The sequence below is a fragment of the Paraburkholderia sp. GAS32 genome (assembly GCF_050434225.1).
Classification (GTDB): domain Bacteria; phylum Pseudomonadota; class Gammaproteobacteria; order Burkholderiales; family Burkholderiaceae; genus Paraburkholderia; species Paraburkholderia madseniana.
The window spans coordinates 310,255-328,748 of sequence record NZ_JBNPVS010000005.1 but is presented as its reverse complement, the minus strand read 5'-3'; the positions used below and the strand labels follow the sequence as shown (position 1 = coordinate 328,748).

General features: G+C 62.2%; 17 protein-coding genes and 1 pseudogene. 5 read left to right on the top strand and 13 right to left on the bottom strand.

Annotated features, from left to right (window positions below; translation table 11 throughout):
- Positions 1 to 43 precede the first annotated feature (43 nt).
- Together P3T25_RS09025 and P3T25_RS09020 are read right to left on the bottom strand one after the other, a co-directional pair.
- The gene (locus P3T25_RS09025; RefSeq protein WP_154559273.1) at positions 44 to 1,489 is read right to left on the bottom strand and encodes a UDP-glucose dehydrogenase family protein; all 1,446 of its coding nucleotides are present in this window, start codon (positions 1,487 to 1,489) and stop codon (positions 44 to 46) included.
- 62 nt (positions 1,490 to 1,551) lie between these two features.
- A complete protein-coding gene (locus P3T25_RS09020; protein ID WP_154559272.1) occupies positions 1,552 to 2,949 on the bottom strand; it encodes an undecaprenyl-phosphate glucose phosphotransferase in 1,398 nt (465 codons plus the stop codon).
- A gap of 212 nt (positions 2,950 to 3,161) precedes the next feature.
- On the opposite strand from P3T25_RS09020, the gene P3T25_RS09015 reads away from it, so the two are divergent.
- Complete coding sequence (locus P3T25_RS09015; protein WP_266257889.1) at positions 3,162 to 3,458, top strand: hypothetical protein; 297 nt, start codon at positions 3,162 to 3,164, stop codon at positions 3,456 to 3,458.
- 138 nt (positions 3,459 to 3,596) lie between these two features.
- Positions 3,597 to 5,150 carry a mannose-1-phosphate guanylyltransferase/mannose-6-phosphate isomerase gene (locus P3T25_RS09010; protein WP_154559270.1) on the top strand — a complete coding sequence of 518 codons (1,554 nt, stop codon included), beginning with the start codon at positions 3,597 to 3,599 and terminating at the stop codon, positions 5,148 to 5,150.
- Between the two features lie 79 nt (positions 5,151 to 5,229).
- Here the strand turns inward: P3T25_RS09010 and P3T25_RS09005 are convergent, their stop codons facing one another.
- Positions 5,230 to 6,414: a transposase gene (locus P3T25_RS09005; RefSeq protein ID WP_171925699.1), complete on the bottom strand. Its 1,185-nt coding sequence runs from the start codon at positions 6,412 to 6,414 to the stop codon at positions 5,230 to 5,232.
- Positions 6,415 to 6,998: 584 nt separating this feature from the next.
- Positions 6,999 to 7,295 (bottom strand): YciI-like protein, encoded by a 297-nt coding sequence (locus P3T25_RS09000; protein ID WP_429357920.1) that lies wholly within the window; start codon positions 7,293 to 7,295, stop codon positions 6,999 to 7,001.
- Between the two features lie 447 nt (positions 7,296 to 7,742).
- Between P3T25_RS09000 and P3T25_RS08995 the strand changes: the two genes are divergently transcribed.
- The 3 genes from P3T25_RS08995 (at position 7,743) to P3T25_RS08985 (ending at position 9,727) form a co-directional block, all read left to right on the top strand.
- Positions 7,743 to 8,039, top strand: a complete 297-nt coding sequence (locus tag P3T25_RS08995) for a PsiF family protein (RefSeq protein ID WP_115783158.1) — start codon at positions 7,743 to 7,745, stop codon at positions 8,037 to 8,039.
- A 292-nt stretch (positions 8,040 to 8,331) separates the two neighbouring features.
- Positions 8,332 to 8,778: a hypothetical protein gene (locus P3T25_RS08990; protein WP_154559267.1), complete on the top strand. Its 447-nt coding sequence runs from the start codon at positions 8,332 to 8,334 to the stop codon at positions 8,776 to 8,778.
- 361 nt (positions 8,779 to 9,139) lie between these two features.
- A complete protein-coding gene (locus tag P3T25_RS08985; RefSeq protein ID WP_171925700.1) occupies positions 9,140 to 9,727 on the top strand; it encodes a BPSL1445 family SYLF domain-containing lipoprotein in 588 nt (195 codons plus the stop codon).
- A gap of 139 nt (positions 9,728 to 9,866) precedes the next feature.
- Here P3T25_RS08985 and P3T25_RS08980 read toward each other — a convergent pair whose 3' ends face one another.
- From P3T25_RS08980 to P3T25_RS08940, 9 genes and pseudogenes are all read right to left on the bottom strand, one after another.
- Positions 9,867 to 10,934 (bottom strand): glycosyltransferase family 4 protein, encoded by a 1,068-nt coding sequence (locus tag P3T25_RS08980; protein ID WP_154559265.1) that lies wholly within the window; start codon positions 10,932 to 10,934, stop codon positions 9,867 to 9,869.
- Positions 10,935 to 11,235: 301 nt separating this feature from the next.
- A complete protein-coding gene (locus P3T25_RS08975; protein WP_429357919.1) occupies positions 11,236 to 12,402 on the bottom strand; it encodes an AAA family ATPase in 1,167 nt (388 codons plus the stop codon).
- A gap of 67 nt (positions 12,403 to 12,469) precedes the next feature.
- Positions 12,470 to 13,882 carry an alpha,alpha-trehalose-phosphate synthase (UDP-forming) gene (otsA, locus tag P3T25_RS08970; protein ID WP_171925702.1) on the bottom strand — a complete coding sequence of 471 codons (1,413 nt, stop codon included), beginning with the start codon at positions 13,880 to 13,882 and terminating at the stop codon, positions 12,470 to 12,472.
- A 193-nt stretch (positions 13,883 to 14,075) separates the two neighbouring features.
- Positions 14,076 to 14,267 (bottom strand): annotated as a pseudogene (locus P3T25_RS08965) (mechanosensitive ion channel family protein); the annotation flags it as partial.
- A gap of 357 nt (positions 14,268 to 14,624) precedes the next feature.
- Positions 14,625 to 14,981, bottom strand: coding sequence for a Rap1a/Tai family immunity protein (locus P3T25_RS08960; protein WP_054042704.1), 357 nt, complete (start codon positions 14,979 to 14,981; stop codon positions 14,625 to 14,627).
- 214 nt (positions 14,982 to 15,195) lie between these two features.
- Positions 15,196 to 15,936 carry an ankyrin repeat domain-containing protein gene (locus tag P3T25_RS08955; protein WP_429357918.1) on the bottom strand — a complete coding sequence of 247 codons (741 nt, stop codon included), beginning with the start codon at positions 15,934 to 15,936 and terminating at the stop codon, positions 15,196 to 15,198.
- A gap of 52 nt (positions 15,937 to 15,988) precedes the next feature.
- Positions 15,989 to 16,780: a TatD family hydrolase gene (locus P3T25_RS08950; protein WP_266238948.1), complete on the bottom strand. Its 792-nt coding sequence runs from the start codon at positions 16,778 to 16,780 to the stop codon at positions 15,989 to 15,991.
- A gap of 46 nt (positions 16,781 to 16,826) precedes the next feature.
- Positions 16,827 to 17,345: an N-acetyltransferase family protein gene (locus P3T25_RS08945; RefSeq protein WP_429357917.1), complete on the bottom strand. Its 519-nt coding sequence runs from the start codon at positions 17,343 to 17,345 to the stop codon at positions 16,827 to 16,829.
- 107 nt (positions 17,346 to 17,452) lie between these two features.
- Positions 17,453 to 18,487: a DNA polymerase III subunit delta' gene (locus P3T25_RS08940; protein ID WP_408273586.1), complete on the bottom strand. Its 1,035-nt coding sequence runs from the start codon at positions 18,485 to 18,487 to the stop codon at positions 17,453 to 17,455.
- Positions 18,488 to 18,494: the final 7 nt, after the last annotated feature.

The window sequence follows — 18,494 nt, the reverse complement described above, 5'->3', positions numbered from 1 at the left end:
CTCCTTAGTGAGGCTTTGGCGGCGCGGCGGCTTATTGGCCAACTTACTGGCCGGCCTCGACCGTATCGGCCGCGTCTACCGTGACCGGCAGGCCGTTCGCGCCAACCTTCGCCGGCGCATTGCGCAGCGCGTGCTGACGGCCGATCGCGTGATACTCGATACCGAGTTCGAGCAGCGCGTCCGGCTCGTACAGATTGCGGCCGTCGAAAATCAGCGGCGTGGTGAGGCTCTCCTTGAGCGAACCGAAATCCGGACTCTTGAAGACCTTCCATTCGGTCAGGATCACCAGTGCGTCGGCGCCCTCGGCCGCTTCCATCTCTTCGTTCACGAACGACAGGCGCGCATGCTGTTGCGGCACGTCCTTCAGATCGAGTGCGAACACGCGCTTCGATTCGTCGATCGCGACCGGGTCGTAGGCCTTCACCCGCGCGCCACGGCGCAGCAGTTCGGCGATCAGCGGACGGCTCGGCGCCTCGCGCATGTCGTCGGTGTTCGGTTTGAACGCAAGGCCCCACACGCCGAAGGTGCGATCCGACAGGTCCTCGCCCAGACGATCGACGATTTTCTGCGCAAGGATTTTTTTCTGCGTGTCGTTGACGGCTTCCACCGCTTCGAGAATGCGCAGATTGGCCTTATGGTCGGCCGCCGTGCGAATCAGTGCCTGCACGTCTTTCGGGAAGCACGAACCGCCGTAGCCGCAACCGGCATACAGGAAGTCGTAGCCGATCCGCGGATCGGAGCCGATGCCGCGGCGCACCGCTTCGATATCCGCGCCGACGCGGTCGGCCAGATTCGCGAGTTCGTTCATGTACGAGATACGCGTGGCGAGCATTGCGTTGGCCGCGTACTTGGTGAACTCGGCCGAACGCACGTCCATGTACAGCGTGCGTTCGCGATTGCGGTTGAACGGCGCATAGAGACGCTTCATCAGCTCGCGCGCTTTTTCGCCGGGCACGTCTTCATCGCAGCCGAGCACGATGCGGTCGGGGCGCGTGAAGTCTTCCACGGCCGCGCCTTCTTTCAGGAACTCCGGATTCGACACCACGGAGAACATGTGGCTCGCGTTGCGCGCGGCCAGTTCCTCGGCGATCACGTCGCGCACGCGCGAAGCCGTACCGACCGGCACCGTCGATTTGTCGACGATCACCTTGAAGCCCGTCATATGGCGGCCGATATTGCGCGCGGCGGCGAGCACGTATTGCAGATCCGCGGAACCGTCTTCGTCGGAGGGCGTGCCCACCGCGATGAACTGGATGTCGCCGTGCGCGACCGCGGCCTCGATGTCGGTCGAGAACTTCAGGCGGCCTGCCTTGCGATTGCGCGCGATGATTTCCTGCAGACCCGGTTCATGGATCGGCACGCCGCCGTTGTTGAGCACGTCGATCTTGCGCTGATCGACGTCGAGACAGAACACGTCGTGGCCGATGTCGGCGAGACATGCGCCCGTCACGAGGCCTACGTAGCCACTACCGATGATCGTCAGGTTCATGTATTACACCTCGGAAAATGGAGTTGATTCAGGAGAACGGCCGCGCGTTGCGCGGCTGCGCCTCAATATGCGTTGCTGCCCACAAAACCCTTCCACAGCGTCAGCACGACGATCTTGATGTCGAGCCAGAAGGTCCAGTGCTGCATGTAGTACAGATCGAGCTTGACGCGGCCCATCATCTTTTCGATGCGATCGGTCTCGCCGCGATAGCCGTTGATCTGCGCCCACCCGGTGATGCCCGGTTTGATCCGGTAACGGTGCATGTAGCCCTTCACCAGATCCTTGTAGATATCGTCGTGTTCGAGCGCGTGCGGACGCGGACCCACGACCGACATCTCGCCGCGCAACACGTTGATGAATTGCGGCAATTCATCGAGGCTGGTGCGCCGCAGGAACGCGCCGACCGCGGTGATACGCGGATCGCGCCGGGTCGCCTGGGTGATCTTGCCGGCCTCTTCCTTGTGCATCTTCATCGAGCGAAACTTGTAGATCTCGAACTGGTTGCCGTCGATGCCCTTGCGCTTCTGGCGGAAGAACACCGGGCCTGGCGAGCTCACCTTCACCATCACCGCGATCACCAGCATCACCGGCGACAGCGCGGTCAATGCCGCCAGCGCGAACAGCCGGTCGAAGATGCGCTTGGGCAGCACGCGCAGATCGGTGATCGGCGAGGCGGCCAGGTTGATCGCCGGCACCCCGAGCAGATCCACCATCGGCTGATTGAAGAGCGTGAGGCTGCGAACGTCCGGAATGAAGCGGATGTTCACGAAGTCGTTCTTCAGGTCCATCACGAAGCGATGGATCGCCTTCTCCTTCGAGATCGGCAGTGCGAGCCACAGTTCGCGAATCGCACGCTGACGCACCAGTTGAAGCATCCGCGAGTAATCGCGCTCGACCGGCACGCCTTCGATCGCGTCGCTCGCATCCGGATCTTCATACGGGTTGATCGTGCCCTCCTCGTCGAACACCACGACGGGGCTAAAGCCCGCTTCCGGACGGCTGCGCATCTGTTCGATCAGGAAGCGCCCATACGGCGCGCCGCCGACGATCGCCACCGCGCGCTGATTGAAGCCTTCGCGGCGCAGTCCGCGCAGGATCGAATAGACGATCACCTTGGTGACGATCAGCAGCACGATCGTGGCGATCGCCCAGTAAAGGAGCCACAGACGCGACAGGCTGTCCGAACGGTGCAGGCTGAAGCTGATCAGGATGCCGGTGATCTCCACCATCACCCAGCCGCCCGCAACGCGGCACAGCAGGTCGTACAGCGGCTTGCCGCGCCACGACTGATAGATCCCCAGCGCAGGAAAGAACACCACCACGAGCAGGCAGTCGAACGCGAGCGACACACTTTGGACGTCGTCCAGCCACGCCAATTTCCCGCTGTGCACGGCCGTCGCGATAGCCGCGCCGAGCGCGACCATGGCGATGTCGATGATTCTCGATAGAACGCTCAGCATGCGCTGCCCCTCAGTTCGTCAGTCAAGTGCCATCCGTTGGTTGGTTGAATTCCCGTCACACTCATCACGTCCTGCCACCGGGAACGCAACGCCGGTATTCGCGCCTGCAGATCGATGCGCGGCGCGAAACTGATTGAACCGGTGTTAATTGCCCTGCCGCTTTCCGGATTAAAAAAATTCCTGAACGGACGATCCGGAAAACAGGTGTCGAAATGAGTGAATACCCTTGTACAGGTATAGATAAAGCGGTATTAAAATTCGGACTGCAAGACAGCAAAATATCTCAAAATGTATCGGTCAAATTTTCAGCATTTTTTCCGAATTTTGTGCGGCAATTGTTACCGAATTGGCGTTTGAGAGACCCGTTTATCGCCGTTCTGGAGGCGGATCTGAGCCAAGCTGTCCGTTTTCCTACGAAGCTTACGCCGCGCCTTTCGTCCCCATTCTGCGTCATTCCGCCGGATAAAAAAATGGTCCGCGATTTTTTTCGGGTAATTTTTCTTTTTTAAAAATTATTCGGACATTTTTCCTTCACGAAGCAGCTAATTTTATTAGACGTTTTATATAGTTTCCATTTAACGCGCTTTTATTGATTCTTTACTTCGTGATAAAACTCGACGCATTCACCCAGCCTCGAGGAGTCCATCATGACAGCTCCGGTTACGGCCACACCCGCCGACACCCGGTCCACGCAAGCTATGCACCTGAACGTCAAGCTCAAAGTTCATCCCGTGATTCTGGCGGGCGGCTCCGGTACACGGTTGTGGCCGATGTCGCGCGAGCAGCATCCGAAACAACTGATTGGCCTGCTCGGCGACGACTCGCTGCTGCAGTCGACCACGCGCCGGCTCGACGGGCTCGAAACGGGTCATCCGCTTGCGGAGCAACTCGTCGTGGTGGCCAACGAAGAACAGCGCTTCACCACGGCCGAGCAGTTGCGTACGAGCGGCAAGCCGACCCGGCTGATTCTCGAGCCCGCTGGGCGCGATACGGCGCCGGCGCTGACGGTGGCTGCCCTTTCGATCGCCGCGCAGGACGAGGACGGCATCATGGTCGTGATGCCCGCCGATCACGCGGTGACCGACAGCGCCGGTTTTCATGCAGCGGTGGCGGCCGGCGTGCAGCATGCGGCAGCCGGCCATATCGTGACGATGGGCATCGTACCGACGCGTGCGGAAACGGGTTATGGCTACATTCGCATTGGCGCGGCGCTTGGCACGCCTAATGACGCTCGCGCAACGGACACCGATGCGGCTGGCAAGGTCGGCGCGCACAAGCTGGATCGCTTCGTCGAAAAACCGCATCTGGAACTGGCGCAGCGGTATATCGAATCGCAGGAATACTGGTGGAACAGCGGCATTTTCATCATGCGCGCCTCGACCTGGCTGAAGGCGATCCGCCACTTCCAGCCGGCGATTTACGAAGCCTGCGACGCGGCCTTCGCAGGCGGCAAAGCGGACGGCGATTTCTTCCGTCTGCAACGCGACGCGTTCAGCGCCTCGCCGTCGAATTCGATCGACTACGCGGTCATGGAGCAACTGGGCAACGATCAGACCGCTGCATCCGGCGTGGTTGTGCCGCTGCAAGCGGGCTGGTCGGACGTGGGTTCGTGGGACGCGATCTGGGACATTTCGGAGAAAGACGCCGATCGGAACGTGGGGCGCGGCCACGTGATGTTCGAAGGGGCAAGCTCGACCTTCGCGCATTCGGAAGGACGCCTGATCGCCTGCGTCGGCACGCAGGATCTCGTGGTGGTCGAAACGGCGGATGCGATTCTGGTCGCGGACAAATCACGCGTGCAGGACGTCAAGAAGATCGTCGGACGGATTCGCAACGATGGCGGACTGGAAGCGACCAACCATCGCAAGGTGCATCGCCCGTGGGGCAACTACGATTCCGTCGACACCGGCGAGCGCTTCCAGGTCAAGCGCATCGTCGTGAAACCGGGTGCGCGACTCTCTCTGCAAATGCATCATCACCGCGCGGAACACTGGATCGTCGTGCGCGGCACCGCACTCGTCACGCGGGGTGAAGAGCGCTTTATCGTCTCCGAAAACGAATCGGCTTATATTCCGCTGGGCGTCACCCACCGTCTCGAGAACCCGGGCAAGATGCCGCTCGAAATGATCGAGGTGCAGTCGGGCTCGTATCTCGGCGAAGACGATATCGTGCGTTTCGACGACACGTATGGACGTCAATGATTCACAACGAATGAAGCGGGAACCTGCGGCTGTTGCTCCTGACGGCCGCGGGGTATTGCTGTACTGCTAACCGCCGCGCTCACCCCGCATGGGAGATGAGTTCTGGATACGACGGATAACGATCTGACGCACTGCTTTCGGTTGCGGGTGCGGCCGGTTCGCTGGGATAACGGCGCAGCGGTCCGCGGAATGCATTGAGCGGACCGTGCAAAGGCCCACCGTGATTCACAGCGACCGGCTCCGGCACATGACGCATGGCCGGCAACGGACGCGCCACTGCCGCAGCCGCCGCCGTGGCATTAACTGCAGGTGCGGCCTCGGCTGCAGCCTGCGTACGGCATTCACGGTCGATCCACTGCCGCGCCCATTCGAGCGCGTATTGCTCCGCCGCGTCGGCCTCGGCAAAGCGCGGACCGACGAGGCCGGAACGCTCGACGCGTTTGCCGTCCTTCATGATCTCCGCCCACGCGCGATACATGGCGTTGGGCACCTGCTCCGCCGCCACGTAGATCACATAGCCGCGCCGGTCGGCGACTTGCGTGCCGCGTGGCGCGAGGCTCATCGACAGCGAGCTGCGCTGCTGATCTTCAAGCTGTTGCGTGCGGCGTGCCGACGCGATAGCCGAATCCAGACCGTGCATTGCCGTGTCCACCGCCCGCGCTTCCTCCATGCCTTGCAGACCAGCGCGCATGGCAGGCCGTGCCGCGGGTGATGCAGGTGCAGGTGCCGAGGGGGCCGAACGCGTACGCGACACCGGCGGCGCGTTTGTCATACCCGTCGTCATTCCGGACAACTGGCGCGTGATATCGGCGAACGGATCCGCCGAACGCCAGTTGCTCGGGCTGCTCGATACGCCGGGCGCCTGCCACGATTCGGGGCTCTTCCACGACACACCGCGCAGACCTTCGTCGCGCACGCTGGGGGTTTCGGCTACAGGTACAGCCGGTTTGGCCGCGACAGGCGGCGCCGGTTGCGGGACGTACGCGAAGGTACGCCCGGTTTGCGACAACAGCCGAACCATCTCGAGGAGGGTGCCGTTCAACTGCCATTCTTCAAAACGGCGCCGGCATGTAGGACCCGACGGATAGCGGCCCGGCAATTTCGACCAGGGTTCGCCAGTTGTCAGAATCCACAGAACGGCATTCGCCACGATGCGCGGTTCGGCGCGGGGCCGACCGCGTCGGTTCAGACGGACGGCCGGCTCATCAGAGACAAGCGCTGCCAGCAGCGCCCATTCGTCATTGCTTAGCTCATCGAAAAACATTGGGTTTTCTCCACGCAGCCTGGCCGGGCCGCGGCTTTGGGCGGCCACGGATTCAATTTTCACGATCCGTGTGCAGCCCGCGGTTGCACAAATATGTTTTGTACGTTCTGTTTGGGGGTCAATGGCGCACTGGGTTAGTGCGGTTTGTCCCTATTGCGAAGCACAAAACGTGGTCTCACTCGTGCATGGGAGAATTTGTGCACGAAGCATACCATCACCAGGGTTTGCGTGAATATCGTTGAGACAAGTGTTACGGATGGAAACAATCTTGTCCTTTTTGCTGCGTCATTTTTCGTATTGCCGTAACAGAACCACCGTCGGTTCCGGCGCCGAAAGGCGTTATTGCACAGCACAATGGCGCGGCAACGACGGCGAATTGCATTTACGAAATCGGCATTTGAGTCACAACGCATTTCGATGCATTTTGAAGGTATTTCCGCCCGGCTGCGGAATGTCTCGGCGCAGCGTTTTGACAGCACCTGAGTGACATCGGGACGCGATTGTCGTCGAAGCGAACACAGCGCTTCTTCATGCTGTTCGCATTCCTCTCGACGCCGTGCGAGCGCGGCTGTTCGCGCTAGCTTCTAGCGCACGGGGTTCGCCGCGCCCTCACCCACCACGGTCATCCATGGGCGGACGCGCCAGCGCGTTACGAGCCCTGCGAGCACGTACGGATCGGCTCTGGCAAAGGCTTCGGCGGCTTCGGGAGAGTCGCCTTTGAAGAGCAGCACGGCAGTGTCCACAGGCTCGGTCAAGGCTCCGGCCAGTTGCAATTTACCGCGCTCCGCTGCCGCCCGGGCGAGAGCCAGATGGGCGTCGCGATACGCGCCACGCCTCTCGAGGTAGTCCGGCACGAGGTCATACATCAACAGGTAGTGCATGGCGAGCCTCCTTTGGCTTGCGTGACTGAGACGACGGGCGGCGCATCGGCGCAGGAATTCCAGTCAAGACTACCCCTATGATCTTCAACGGGATTTTCTGCCGATTTCCTATTCATTTGCACCTGCAGCAATGCAAATTGGATGTTTAGAATTTGATCGTCCATATGGAATGACGCCGGCCTAATTCATTTGCATACGCCTCGCCAATTAATCCGGATTGCATAACATATTTTTGCACTGCTGCGATTCGATCGTTTTATCCCCCCGGGGGCCGCCAACCCCGCTGCGTAGGGGAAAACCAGCGTGCTCGCCTGTCAACCGGAATGCCATTCCGTCCGTTCTGGCAGACAGCATTTGCCATAATCGACGTGCCGAGGGGTCCTGGACGCCGTTGACGCCCACGCGCATGAACGACCAAAAACGTTTTCACCACCGATGGAGTGTCACATGAAAATCCAATCCGCTATCGCTGCGCTGGTGCTGGGTACTGTCCTCGTTTCGCCGGTGTTCGCGCAGAACAGCCAGCAAACGAAAATGGCCGACTGCAACAAGCAGGCTGGCGACAAGAAAGGCGACGATCGCAAGGCCTTCATGAAGACCTGCCTGTCCGCCAAGCCGGCCGCCGCCGCGCCGATGAGCCAGCAGGACAAGATGAAGGCGTGTAACACGCAAGCCGCCGGCAAGAAAGGCGACGACCGTAAGGCCTTCATGAAGACCTGCCTGTCGTCCGCGCCGGCGAACTAAACACGAGGCAATCGGCGCGGCCCACGCGCCGCGCGTCTGGCCGCGTATTGCTCGAACAGGGCCGCGCCATTTTACGGCGCGGCCGCTGTCTTCCTTCTGTCCTGACTTCCACTCTCCGTCTCCGCTTATCTCCCGGCAGCCGCCCTCGCGCGACCTATCCCTTCGCAGTCCATCCGCGCGAACGCGCCGTTTTTCTTCTATGATGGCTGCGGAGACGGCCCACCCCCATACACAACATTAGACGGGCCGCCATCTTGTCGTTGGTGCTGCAGAGCATCGATCGGAGGCAAGGATGGTATCGAAGCATAAAAACCGCTGGTTAAGGCGGTGGCTTGTCGTCATCATATTCTGGGCCGTGCCCGTGGCGATCGTTGCAGTCAGCGAGATCCGGGAGGAAATGGCGTATAACGCCGTCGACCTCGACCGTGCGCTGACCACCTGGAATTTCACCGACGCACAACGCGCCGCCGGCGCGCCCGCGCGCTGCCGCGGCAAGCCCGACGAGGCGCAAGCCGCCGGCTGCCCGGCCGATGTGCTGGCGGCCAATGCACCGCGCCAGCAGGACGCCCGCAACGAATACAGCGTGCGCCGCTCCACGCTTATGGGTTACCTCTGGCATGCGTTCGTCGGCTACTGGATCGTCCCGGCCGTCACGCTGTTCCTGATTGGCGTATTGATCGGCATGATTCGCCGCGTGCTGCGGCGCCCGCCGGTCAAAAGTCCGGCAAACCATGGGTGAGGACGCGGATGCAGCATCGAGGCAACACTTTCAATTCGATTTCAATGCGAATCGTGAACGCGAAAAATCGGTAAAAACCGGTCCTCCATACGGTTTCGACCCGAGCGCCGATGAGCCGGTCCCTGCGCGGTTCGATCCGTCAGAAGCCCATTCGAAGGCGCTGTCCGAGCGTCTTTCAACGCCCTCCCGCCACCGGTCAGAATTACAGCAGCGCGCCTTGCGACGGGTCGCAAACCCCCGCCCCACAAGGCTTTTCGCCGAACCACGAAGTACGCCGTCTACGCTTGCGTGTGATATAACTTAAAGGCAACCCGGCAACACCATATGAGGTTGTGCCCAGGAACCATGATGGAGAAAAACGATGCAAAGACGAAACTTCATGCTGAAGACTACCGCTGCGCTCGCTTTCGGAGGCCTTGCACTCGCTGGTTGCACGACTAACAGCGGCAACCCCAGCACACCCTCCACTGATGCCTCCAAACGCCAGTCGATCGACGCCAGCGTCGACGGCACCATGTCGCGCCTGTTCACAACCGTGAAGGGTTCGCGCGAACTCGTCTCCAAGGCGCGCGGCGTACTGGTGTTCCCGTCGGTACTGCAAGCAGGCTTCATCGTTGGCGGCCAGTATGGCGAAGGTGCGCTGCGCGTAGGCGGCGGCACGGTCGGCTACTACAGCACGGTTTCCGGCTCGCTCGGTCTGCAGGCGGGCGCGCAATCGAAGGCCATCATCTTCCTGTTCATGACGCAGGATTCGCTCGACACATTCCGCAATGCCGATGGCTGGTCGGCGGGCGGCGACGCCTCCGTCGCATTGGTGAAGATGGGCGCCAACGGCGCGATCGACACGACCACGGCGACTGCCCCGGTCGAAGTATTCATTTTGACCAATGCCGGCCTGATGGCCGATGTCTCGCTGCAGGGCACCAAGGTAACGCGCCTGAAGATCTAGGCTCGCGGCCCCGCGCGATCCCGTGTGATCCCGCGTGATCCGGTTACCGGCCCCAGGCACAGCGGTAATAAAAAACGGCGATGCGTAGTGCACATCGCCGTTCTTTTTCATGCCGCCGTGTGGGCCGGTTTTACGCCGCTCAACTCCCCGACGTATCGATCACCTTGAAGCGCGAACGCTTCTGCGCGCGAATCACCGACTGATACGCATCCACATACTGTTGCGCCATCCGGTGCGACGTGAAGCGCTCTTCGAAGCGTTGCCGCACGCCCGCCCGCGGCATCTTGTGCAGGCGATTGACCGCCGCCACCGCGCCGATCTCGTCTTCGACAATGAAGCCTGTCACGCCGTCGTCGAGCACTTCCGGTACCGAGCCGCGGTTAAACGCAATCACCGGCGTGCCGCACGCCATCGCTTCGATCATCACGAGGCCGAACGGCTCCGGCCAGTCAATCGGGAAGAGCAGCGCATGCGCGCCGGATAGAAACTCCGCCTTCTGGTTATCCGCGATCTCGCCGATGAACTCGACATACGGCAAGTCCAGCAACGGCCGGATTTCGCGTTCGAAGTATTCGCGATCGGCAGCGTCCACTTTCGCGGCAATGCGAATCTGCATGCCGCAGCGTCCGGCAATCCGGATCGCGGTATCGACGCGCTTTTCCGGCGAGATACGGCCAAGAAACGCGAGGTACTTCTGCTCGACCGGTTGCGGCGTGTAGAGCTGCTCCGGCAGACCGTGATAGACGGTGGTGAGCCACTTGGCCTGCGGCAACGGATGGCGCTGCGAATTCGAAATCGAGATCACGGGCGCGGTGTTGAAGGTGTCGAACACCGGCTGTTGCTCGGGTAAATCGAGGCGGCCGTGCATCGTCGTGACGAAGGGTGTCTCCTGGCGCTTGAAGACCGAAAACGAGTAATAGTCGAGGTGAAAATGCAGCACGTCGAAGTTTTCGGCCTGGCGGCGCACCAGTTCCATCAACAGCATGTGGGGCGCGATGCGGTCGCGGATACCCGGGTCCAGACGCAGCGCACGCGGCCAGACGGGTTCGAGCTTTGCACTCGTGACGGAGTCGCCGCTCGCGAACAGCGTCACGTCATGGCCGAGATCGACCAGCGCCTCGGTGATGTAGGACACGACGCGCTCCGTGCCGCCGTATAGCTTCGGCGGCACCGATTCGGTCAAAGGGGCGATCTGCGCAATCTTCATATTTTGTCTCCGTGAACTGACGGCTCGCGCCGATGGCGGTGCACGTCAGCGGCGCTGTTTATGACAGCGCCGGTCCTTCTCCATCAATGCAGTGAACGCCGGGCGTCCGCCTGCACCATCCGCATCACACCATTATTCACCAGGGCGGAACAAAAAAACCCTTGGCCTTGCAATTCCTGTGCGCTGTTACATTCGACTTACATCCGATGGCGCGCCTATTATCCGCTCAGGTATGTAGCTTAGGTACGTAGCCTGGGTACCTCGCCTGCCGATTGCCCTCAACCAGATCACGTGGCCACGGTTATCGCGCCGGCCATTTCCACGGCGGCAGGTCGCGATCGTCCGCATCGGTGATGCGCGTGGCGCCAAAGTGCTTCTCGAGCACGATCGACTGGCTGCCGTCCTCTCGTTCGAGCGCCGCGATCAACCGCGCCGCGTGCGACACCACCAGCACCTGGGAATGCGCGGAAGCCCGCGCGATCAGGCGCGCCAGCGCCGGCAGCAGGTCCGGGTGCAAGCTCGTCTCCGGTTCGTTCAGCACCAGCAACGCCGGCGGACGCGGCGTGAGCAACGCGGCCACCAGCAACAGATATCGCAAGGTGCCGTCCGACAGCTCCGCGCCCTTCAGCGGCCGCAGCAGGCCGTGTTGCTGCATCGATACTTCGAAGCGGCCGTCCTGCGAGACGACGTCGAGGCGCGAACCGGGAAAGGCGTCGTCGATGGCGGCATCGAGCGCAACCGGGTCACCGATCTCGCGAATGGTTTGCAAGGCCGCGGCGAGGTCCGCACCGTCGTTCGAGAGCACCGGGGTATGCGTGCCAATCTGCGGCAGACGCACGGCGGCTTCTGCATCGGTGCGGAAGTGGTCGTAAAAGCGCCACGAACGAATCTGCTCGCGCACTGTGATCATCTCGGGAGCGGTCCGTGGGTCGGAGAACTCCGTCATCATGCTGTCGAAACTCGCGACGGGTTGAGGGATGGTTTGCCACTCGCCCTGCTCGTCACGCGTACGCAGCGCTGCGCCGTGCCGGTCGACCAGCAAGGCCGACGGCCGCAGCACCGGCCCGCTCCAGATGCACTCGCGTTTGATGGTGGGGTCGAGCGGGAAGCGGGTGGCCCTGTCGAGCGGCGGCAACCCGAGATCGATCGCATAACCGAACTCATCGCCGGAAAATCCAAGCCGCAGACTCACCGGCTCTTTCCGGCGCGTGCCCTCGACTGGCAATTCTCCGGCCAGTACCGCGCGCGAGAAACGTTCAGGCCCAGCCCACAACGTGGATTGCAAACCACCCTCACGCGCAAGCGATGTAATCACCCCGCCGCGCGCCGTCTCGGCCAGCAAACGCAACGAGCGATACACGCTCGATTTGCCGCTGCCATTCGCGCCTGTGATGACATTCAACTGCCCGAGCGGCACGATCAACTCGCGCAGCGACCGATACCCCGCGATGGCCAACGTCCTCAGCATGCGGACACCTTTCGATCAAACGCGCGCTGCCGGGCGCTCAGTAAAACCATTCTGTTCAAACGCACCATCATTTATGTCCACCGCCCTTGCCCGGCGTCTGCACGGGCACACTGCGCAAATCGTTCAGGAAGCTATCGCGCCACACGCCGAGATCGTTCTTGCGCAGCGCCGCCATATTGATCTCGTGACGCCGCTGGCGTGCATCGAGCGGCATTTGCAACGCGCGCTGCAAGGCCTCGCACATGCCGATCGCATCGTGCGGATTGACCAGCAGCGCGCCAGTCAACTCCGCCGCCGCACCGGCGAAAATCGACAGCACCAGCACGCCCGGATCGTCCGGATTCTGCGCGGCGACGTATTCCTTCGCGACCAGATTCATGCCGTCGTGCAACGGTGTGACAAAGCCGATCTGCGACTCACGAAACAGCGACATCAGTTTCCAGCGGTCGTACTGCTGATTCAGGTAGCGGATCGGCGTGTAATCGAGGCCCGAATAACGGCCGTTGATGCGCCCTGCTTCGTATTCGAGATCCTGGCGGATCTTCTGATAGGTGGCGACGTCCGAACGGGTCGGCGGCGCGATCTGCACGAGCGTCACGTTGCCGCGCCATTCGGGTGAGCGTTCCAGCAGTTGCTCGAAGGCGCGAAAACGTTCAACGAGTCCCTTCGAATAATCGAGCCGGTCGACGCTCATGATCAGCTTGCGGCCCTCCAGACTCTGCTTCAGGTCGAGCACGTGCTGGCGGCTTTCGTAGCGCTCGGCCTGTTCGGCGATTTCATCGGGGAACACGCCGATCCGATAGACGCCCGTGCGCAGCTTGCGGCCGAAGGCTTCCACATGGTTGCCTCCGCTCACGGTGCCGCGCGCGTGGCGCGTCACGTAGTCGTGGAAAGCGAGTTCATCGGTTGCGGTCTGGAAGCCCAGCAGGTCGTAGCACGACAGCGATTTCACCAACTCTTCGTGCGGCGGAATGTTGAGCAGAATCTGCGGCGCGGGAAACGGAATATGCAGGAAGAAGCCGATGCGGTTCGTGATGCCCTCGGAGCGCAGCGCTTCGGCGAACGGGATCAGATGGTAGTCGTGAATCCAGATCACATCGTCGGGTTCGAGCAGCTTGATCAGCTTGTGCGCAAGCCATGCGTTGACGCGGCGGTAGCCGGCATACTCGTCGCGCTCGTAGCGTGCAAGGTCGTTACGGTAGTGGAACACGGGCCAGAGCGTCGCGTTCGAGAAACCGCGGTAATACTGATCGTAATCCTTGCGCGTGAGGCCGACGGTCGCGAAGGTCACCGCGCCGTCCTGCTCCAGCGTCGGACCGGCGTTGGCGACGGTCTCGCTCACCACGTCGCCGCTCCAGCCGAACCATACGCCGCCCGCGTCCTTCAGCGCGCCGAACACGCCGACCGCGAGGCCGCCTGCCGACCCTTTGGTTTCCGTCGGCGTTGCGACGCGATTCGACACGACGATCAGTCGGCCCATGTTGGTAGTCCTCCTTTGTTCGCACGGCACGGCGTTCGCACTTCAGGGGCTGGTGACGCCTCGAGCGCTGCAACACTTCGATGACGTCAAGCGGCTGCAAAACGCGCGATGCCGCGCCAGGTTCGTGAGTCAGATGGACGATTCGACCGCCTGGGTGTCCGATCAGTTGCACTCATCTGCGCTGCATGCGGCGCTACACCTTTTCCTTCACCTGCTGCAACGGATCGCCCGCCTGATGACGACCGGCGCAGCTTGCCACGGGATCGGCCTCGGTGTGCGCGGCGGTGCTGCCGGCGGGCGTCTGCGTGCTGCGCGGCACCCAGTCGGGCGGTTCGCCCTTGCCGGTTTCGAGTTCGGCCGACACGTCGGCGCGCAACCGTGGCATCGCGTGGAGCGGGCACTACGCGGGCGAGGCCATTGGCCGAACAGGCGGCAAAATGCCGAGGGAGCGGGCATGAGCACGAAGGCCACGCCACGCTGATGACACTGACGCTGACGAGCGCTGAAACAGCGGCGCGCGCCGTCCAGATTTGAGGCTTCCGGCGCGGCATGCCTGTAGACATCTTAGGCGTTCGTCCGCCAGGACCGGGGATAGGTGCTTAAGCCGGCGGCCTGTGAAAGCGGGCGGCCGGGTTTAAGCCGGCCAGAAACACGCCTCAAGGCTCAAGCAGGCTGAAACGCCCGACGTGCCCGATTCGGGCACGCGGCGCAAACGTCAGCCGCGACTCACATCAAATTCAAATCAGCTACCGCTCTTGCAAGGAAATGCCTTGCCGAGCCCGAGCGAGATCGCCGTGCTGGCGTTATATCCCGCGACGATCGGATTCTCGGCGATGTACTTGCGTACCGCGTCGGTGAGTTGCGCCGAGCGCGCGTCCGGCGGCAGGCAGTAGTACTGGCCGACGCGCGGCCCGGTGGTGCCGCCGATCGCGTCGATCGTGTTGAAGATGCCGTCGGCGGCGCCTTCGATATACGCGGCACACGCACTACGCGATGCCACATCGGTTTTCGTGCACAGCTTGTTGAGGTCGCCTCCCGTAAACGCGGCTGCCGATAACGGTACGGCAAGCGCGCTGGCGAAAATCAAAGCCCGCAGCATGGTGTTCCTTTCCAGGGTCGTTTATCAGGCGGTCTAGCGCCGCATCGAACCGGCGCGCCTCGCAACGCGCCAAGTCGTCATTCTGCACTGTTTTGCGAAGCGGCAGGCATGCCAACGGGTGCTATCTTCAGGCAAATTTGTGGCCCAGGGAACCGACAGCCGGTGTCCGTGAAGCTGGCGCCCCGGTGGCCGGTTCTCCGGCTTTTCGCGCACTTCACTTCTGTTGCATCTGCTGCAGGCGCGCAGTGAGGCCTTCGACCACGTCCGGTTCCTTGTAGGTCTTCGCGAAATCCAGCGCAGTCAGGCCGATCTGGTTCTTCACCGTGAGGTCCGCGCCGTTATCGAGCAGGAGCTTCACCGTCGACACGTGACCGCCGCGCGCGGCCATCATCAGCGGCGTGGTGCCGTTCGGCGAGCCGGCGTCGACGTAGGCCGAATGGTCGAGCAGCACCTTGACGATATCGTCGTGGCCGTTCGCAGCCGCATAGTGCAGCGGCGCCCAGCCCTTCTTGTTGACTTCGGCGTCCTTCGCGATCAGCAGGTTGACGAAGTCGAGGTCGCCGCCCAGCGCGGCCATCATCATCGCGTTCTCGCCGGCTTTATCCTGGATCTCGATGTCGGTTTTCGGATTGGCAATCAGCGCCGCCCCCACCTTGTCCGACTTCTCGCGCGCGGCGATCACCAACAGCGGGATGCCCTGGTTGTCGACACTGTTCGGGTCCATGCCCTTGGCGAGCAGCTTGTTGACACCGTCGACGTCGTCGAATTTCACCGACTTGATGAGCGAGTCGATCGGCGCGGCCGGAACCGGCGAAGCGACCAGCGAAGTCAGCGCGGCGCAGGCAAACGTGGCGGCCAGCGCGAGGCGCGACACGCTGCGGCGTGCCGAACCGAGGGCAATTTGCGCCGCTGAAGTCTCTTGAATCGCCGCCGTCGAAGTCGAATAATTTGTCATGTTTTACTTTAGGAAACGTCCCTATCCATTTGATATTTATTGGCTTTACCGATCACACACCAGCCGGCGCGGGAATCTTGAAGAGCCGGAAGAAGTTTTGTGTCGTCGCGGCGGCCAGTGCCGTATCCGGCATCTCGCGCTGTTGCGCGATGAAGCGTCCGACATAACTTACGTACGCAGGTTCATTAGGCTTGCCGCGATACGGCACGGGCGCGAGGTACGGCGAGTCGGTTTCGATCAGCAAACGCTCGAGCGGCACGCGGCGCGCAACGTCCTGCACGTCGGTCGCGCTCTTGAAGGTGACGATGCCCGACAGCGATATGTAAAAATTCTGCGCCAACGCCTGCTCGGCGACCGCCCACGGTTCGGTGAAGCAATGCATCACGCCGCCCGGCTCGCTCGCGCGCTCCTCGGCCATGATGCGCAGCGTGTCTTCCGCCGACGACCGGGTGTGGATGATCAGCGGCTTCTTCGTGGCGTGCGCCGCGCGGATATGGGTGCGAAAGCGCTCGCGCTGCCATTCCATATCGGCGATCGTGCGGCCTTCCAGACGGTAGTAGTCGAGACCGGTCTCACCGATCGCGACCACCTTCGGATGTTCGGCCAACTCAATCAGTTCGGCGAGACTCGGCTCGCGCATGTCCTCGTGATCCGGATGCACTCCAACCGACGCATACACGTTCTCGTACTGGTTGGCGATCGCCAGCACGGACGGCAACGTCTCCAGATCGACCGATACGCACAGCGCATGCGTGACCGAATGGCTGCGCATGTTCTCGAGCACCTGCGGCAGGCGGTCGGCGAGTCCTTCGAAGTTGATATGGCAGTGCGAATCGACAAACATGATGATGTCCTGCTGATAAGTAGCTGGGTGTGAATCTGGTTATCGGTCAGGCCGCGGCCGGCTCGAGCCGCTTGCCGAGAATCACCAGATCGCGCTCCACGCCGTCCAGCACCGCGACCCGCGGCAGCGACCCCCACGTGTCGAAACCGAAGCTGCGAAACAGGCGCAGGCTCGCGTCATTGTGGCCAAAGATAAAGCCCAGCACGGTGTCGATGCCGAGCGTCGGCGCCACTGCCAGCGAGGCTGCCAGTAGTTGCTTGCCGAGACCCTTGCCACGCGCGCTTTCGTCCAGATAGATGCTGACTTCGGCGGTGCGCAGATAAGCCGGGCGGCCGTAGAAATCCGAGAAACTCAGCCACGCGATCACGCGGCCGGACTGCTGCGGATCTTCCACCACCCACAGCGGACGCTTGTGCGGCCCGTGCGCATGAAACCACGCCAGACGGCTTTCGACGCTCACCGGCTCGAGATCGGCGGTGACTTGCCGCGACGGCACGGTTGAGTTGTAGATGGCGACGATCGCGGGCAGATCGTCGAAGGTGGCATCGCGGTAGGAAAGGCTCATGGTGCTTTGACGTGAGATGGAAGGCGAATCGGCGGACGGATGCATGGATCAGCGTGGCGGGTTAAGGCACGCCAGCCTTGCACACACCGTCGGCCATCAAAGTTGATTTACGCAAACAGCTCGCGGTAGCCGATAAACAGTTCTTCGAACACCAGCCGCGCGTTCAGCGGATGGTTCTCGACAGCGCGCTGGCGCGTCACGGTGCGCATAAAGCGCGCGAACGCGCTGGCGTCAGCTTGCGACGCACACCGCGACAACGCCGTCGACGCCTGAGGGAAATAACGCGGCGCGCCGGCTGTGCGCTGTGCCAGCAAATCGTACATCCAGCGTTGCAGCCAGCCGAGCACGAGCGGTACCGGCAGCTTCTGCAGCGCCTCGCCGCAGGCGAAGGCGTCGCAATCAGCGCCGGCGGCCAGTTGCTTCAGGGTCCAGTCGCGCAGCGTGCGGTTCTCGTCGCTCGCCAGTGCGAGGGCCGTGAGCGGCGCGCCGCCGGCTTCGGCGAGCAGCGCGGGCGCTTCGGCGACGCCTTGCGCGGCGAGCCACTTCGTGGCGACTTCCGGCGCGGGCATCGTCATCGGCCATTGGCGGCAACGGCTGATGATGGTGGGCAGCAGGCGGTCGACGCGCGCCGACACCATCAAAAACACCACGCCGGCCGGCGGTTCTTCGAGCGTTTTCAGGAGCGCGTTGGCCGCGGCGATGTTCAGCCCCTCGGCCGGATACAGCACAACCACGCGCGCACCGCCACGATGCGACCCAACGCCGACGAAATCGAGCAAGCCACGAATCTGCTCGATCTTGATCTCCTTGCTGGGCGCGCGCGTCTTCTTGCCTTCGTCGCCGTCGGCCTTTTCGGCTTTTTCGTCCGCGGCGCTGGCGAGTCCGGCTTCGGCGGCCAGCGCTTCGGGCACGATGATCCGATAGTCAGGATGATTGCCCTGTGTGAACCAGTTGCAGGCGACGCAGGCGCCGCACGGCTCACCGTTGGCCTGCTGGGCTTCGCACAAAAGCCCCTGCGCGAGGTGCTGCGCGAAGCGCAGCTTGCCGATCCCCGCCTGGCCATGCAGCAGCAAGGCATGCGGCCAGTGTCCACGCAACTGCTGCAGGCGGTTCCAGTCATCGGCTTGCCACGGATAAATCATCGCTTCT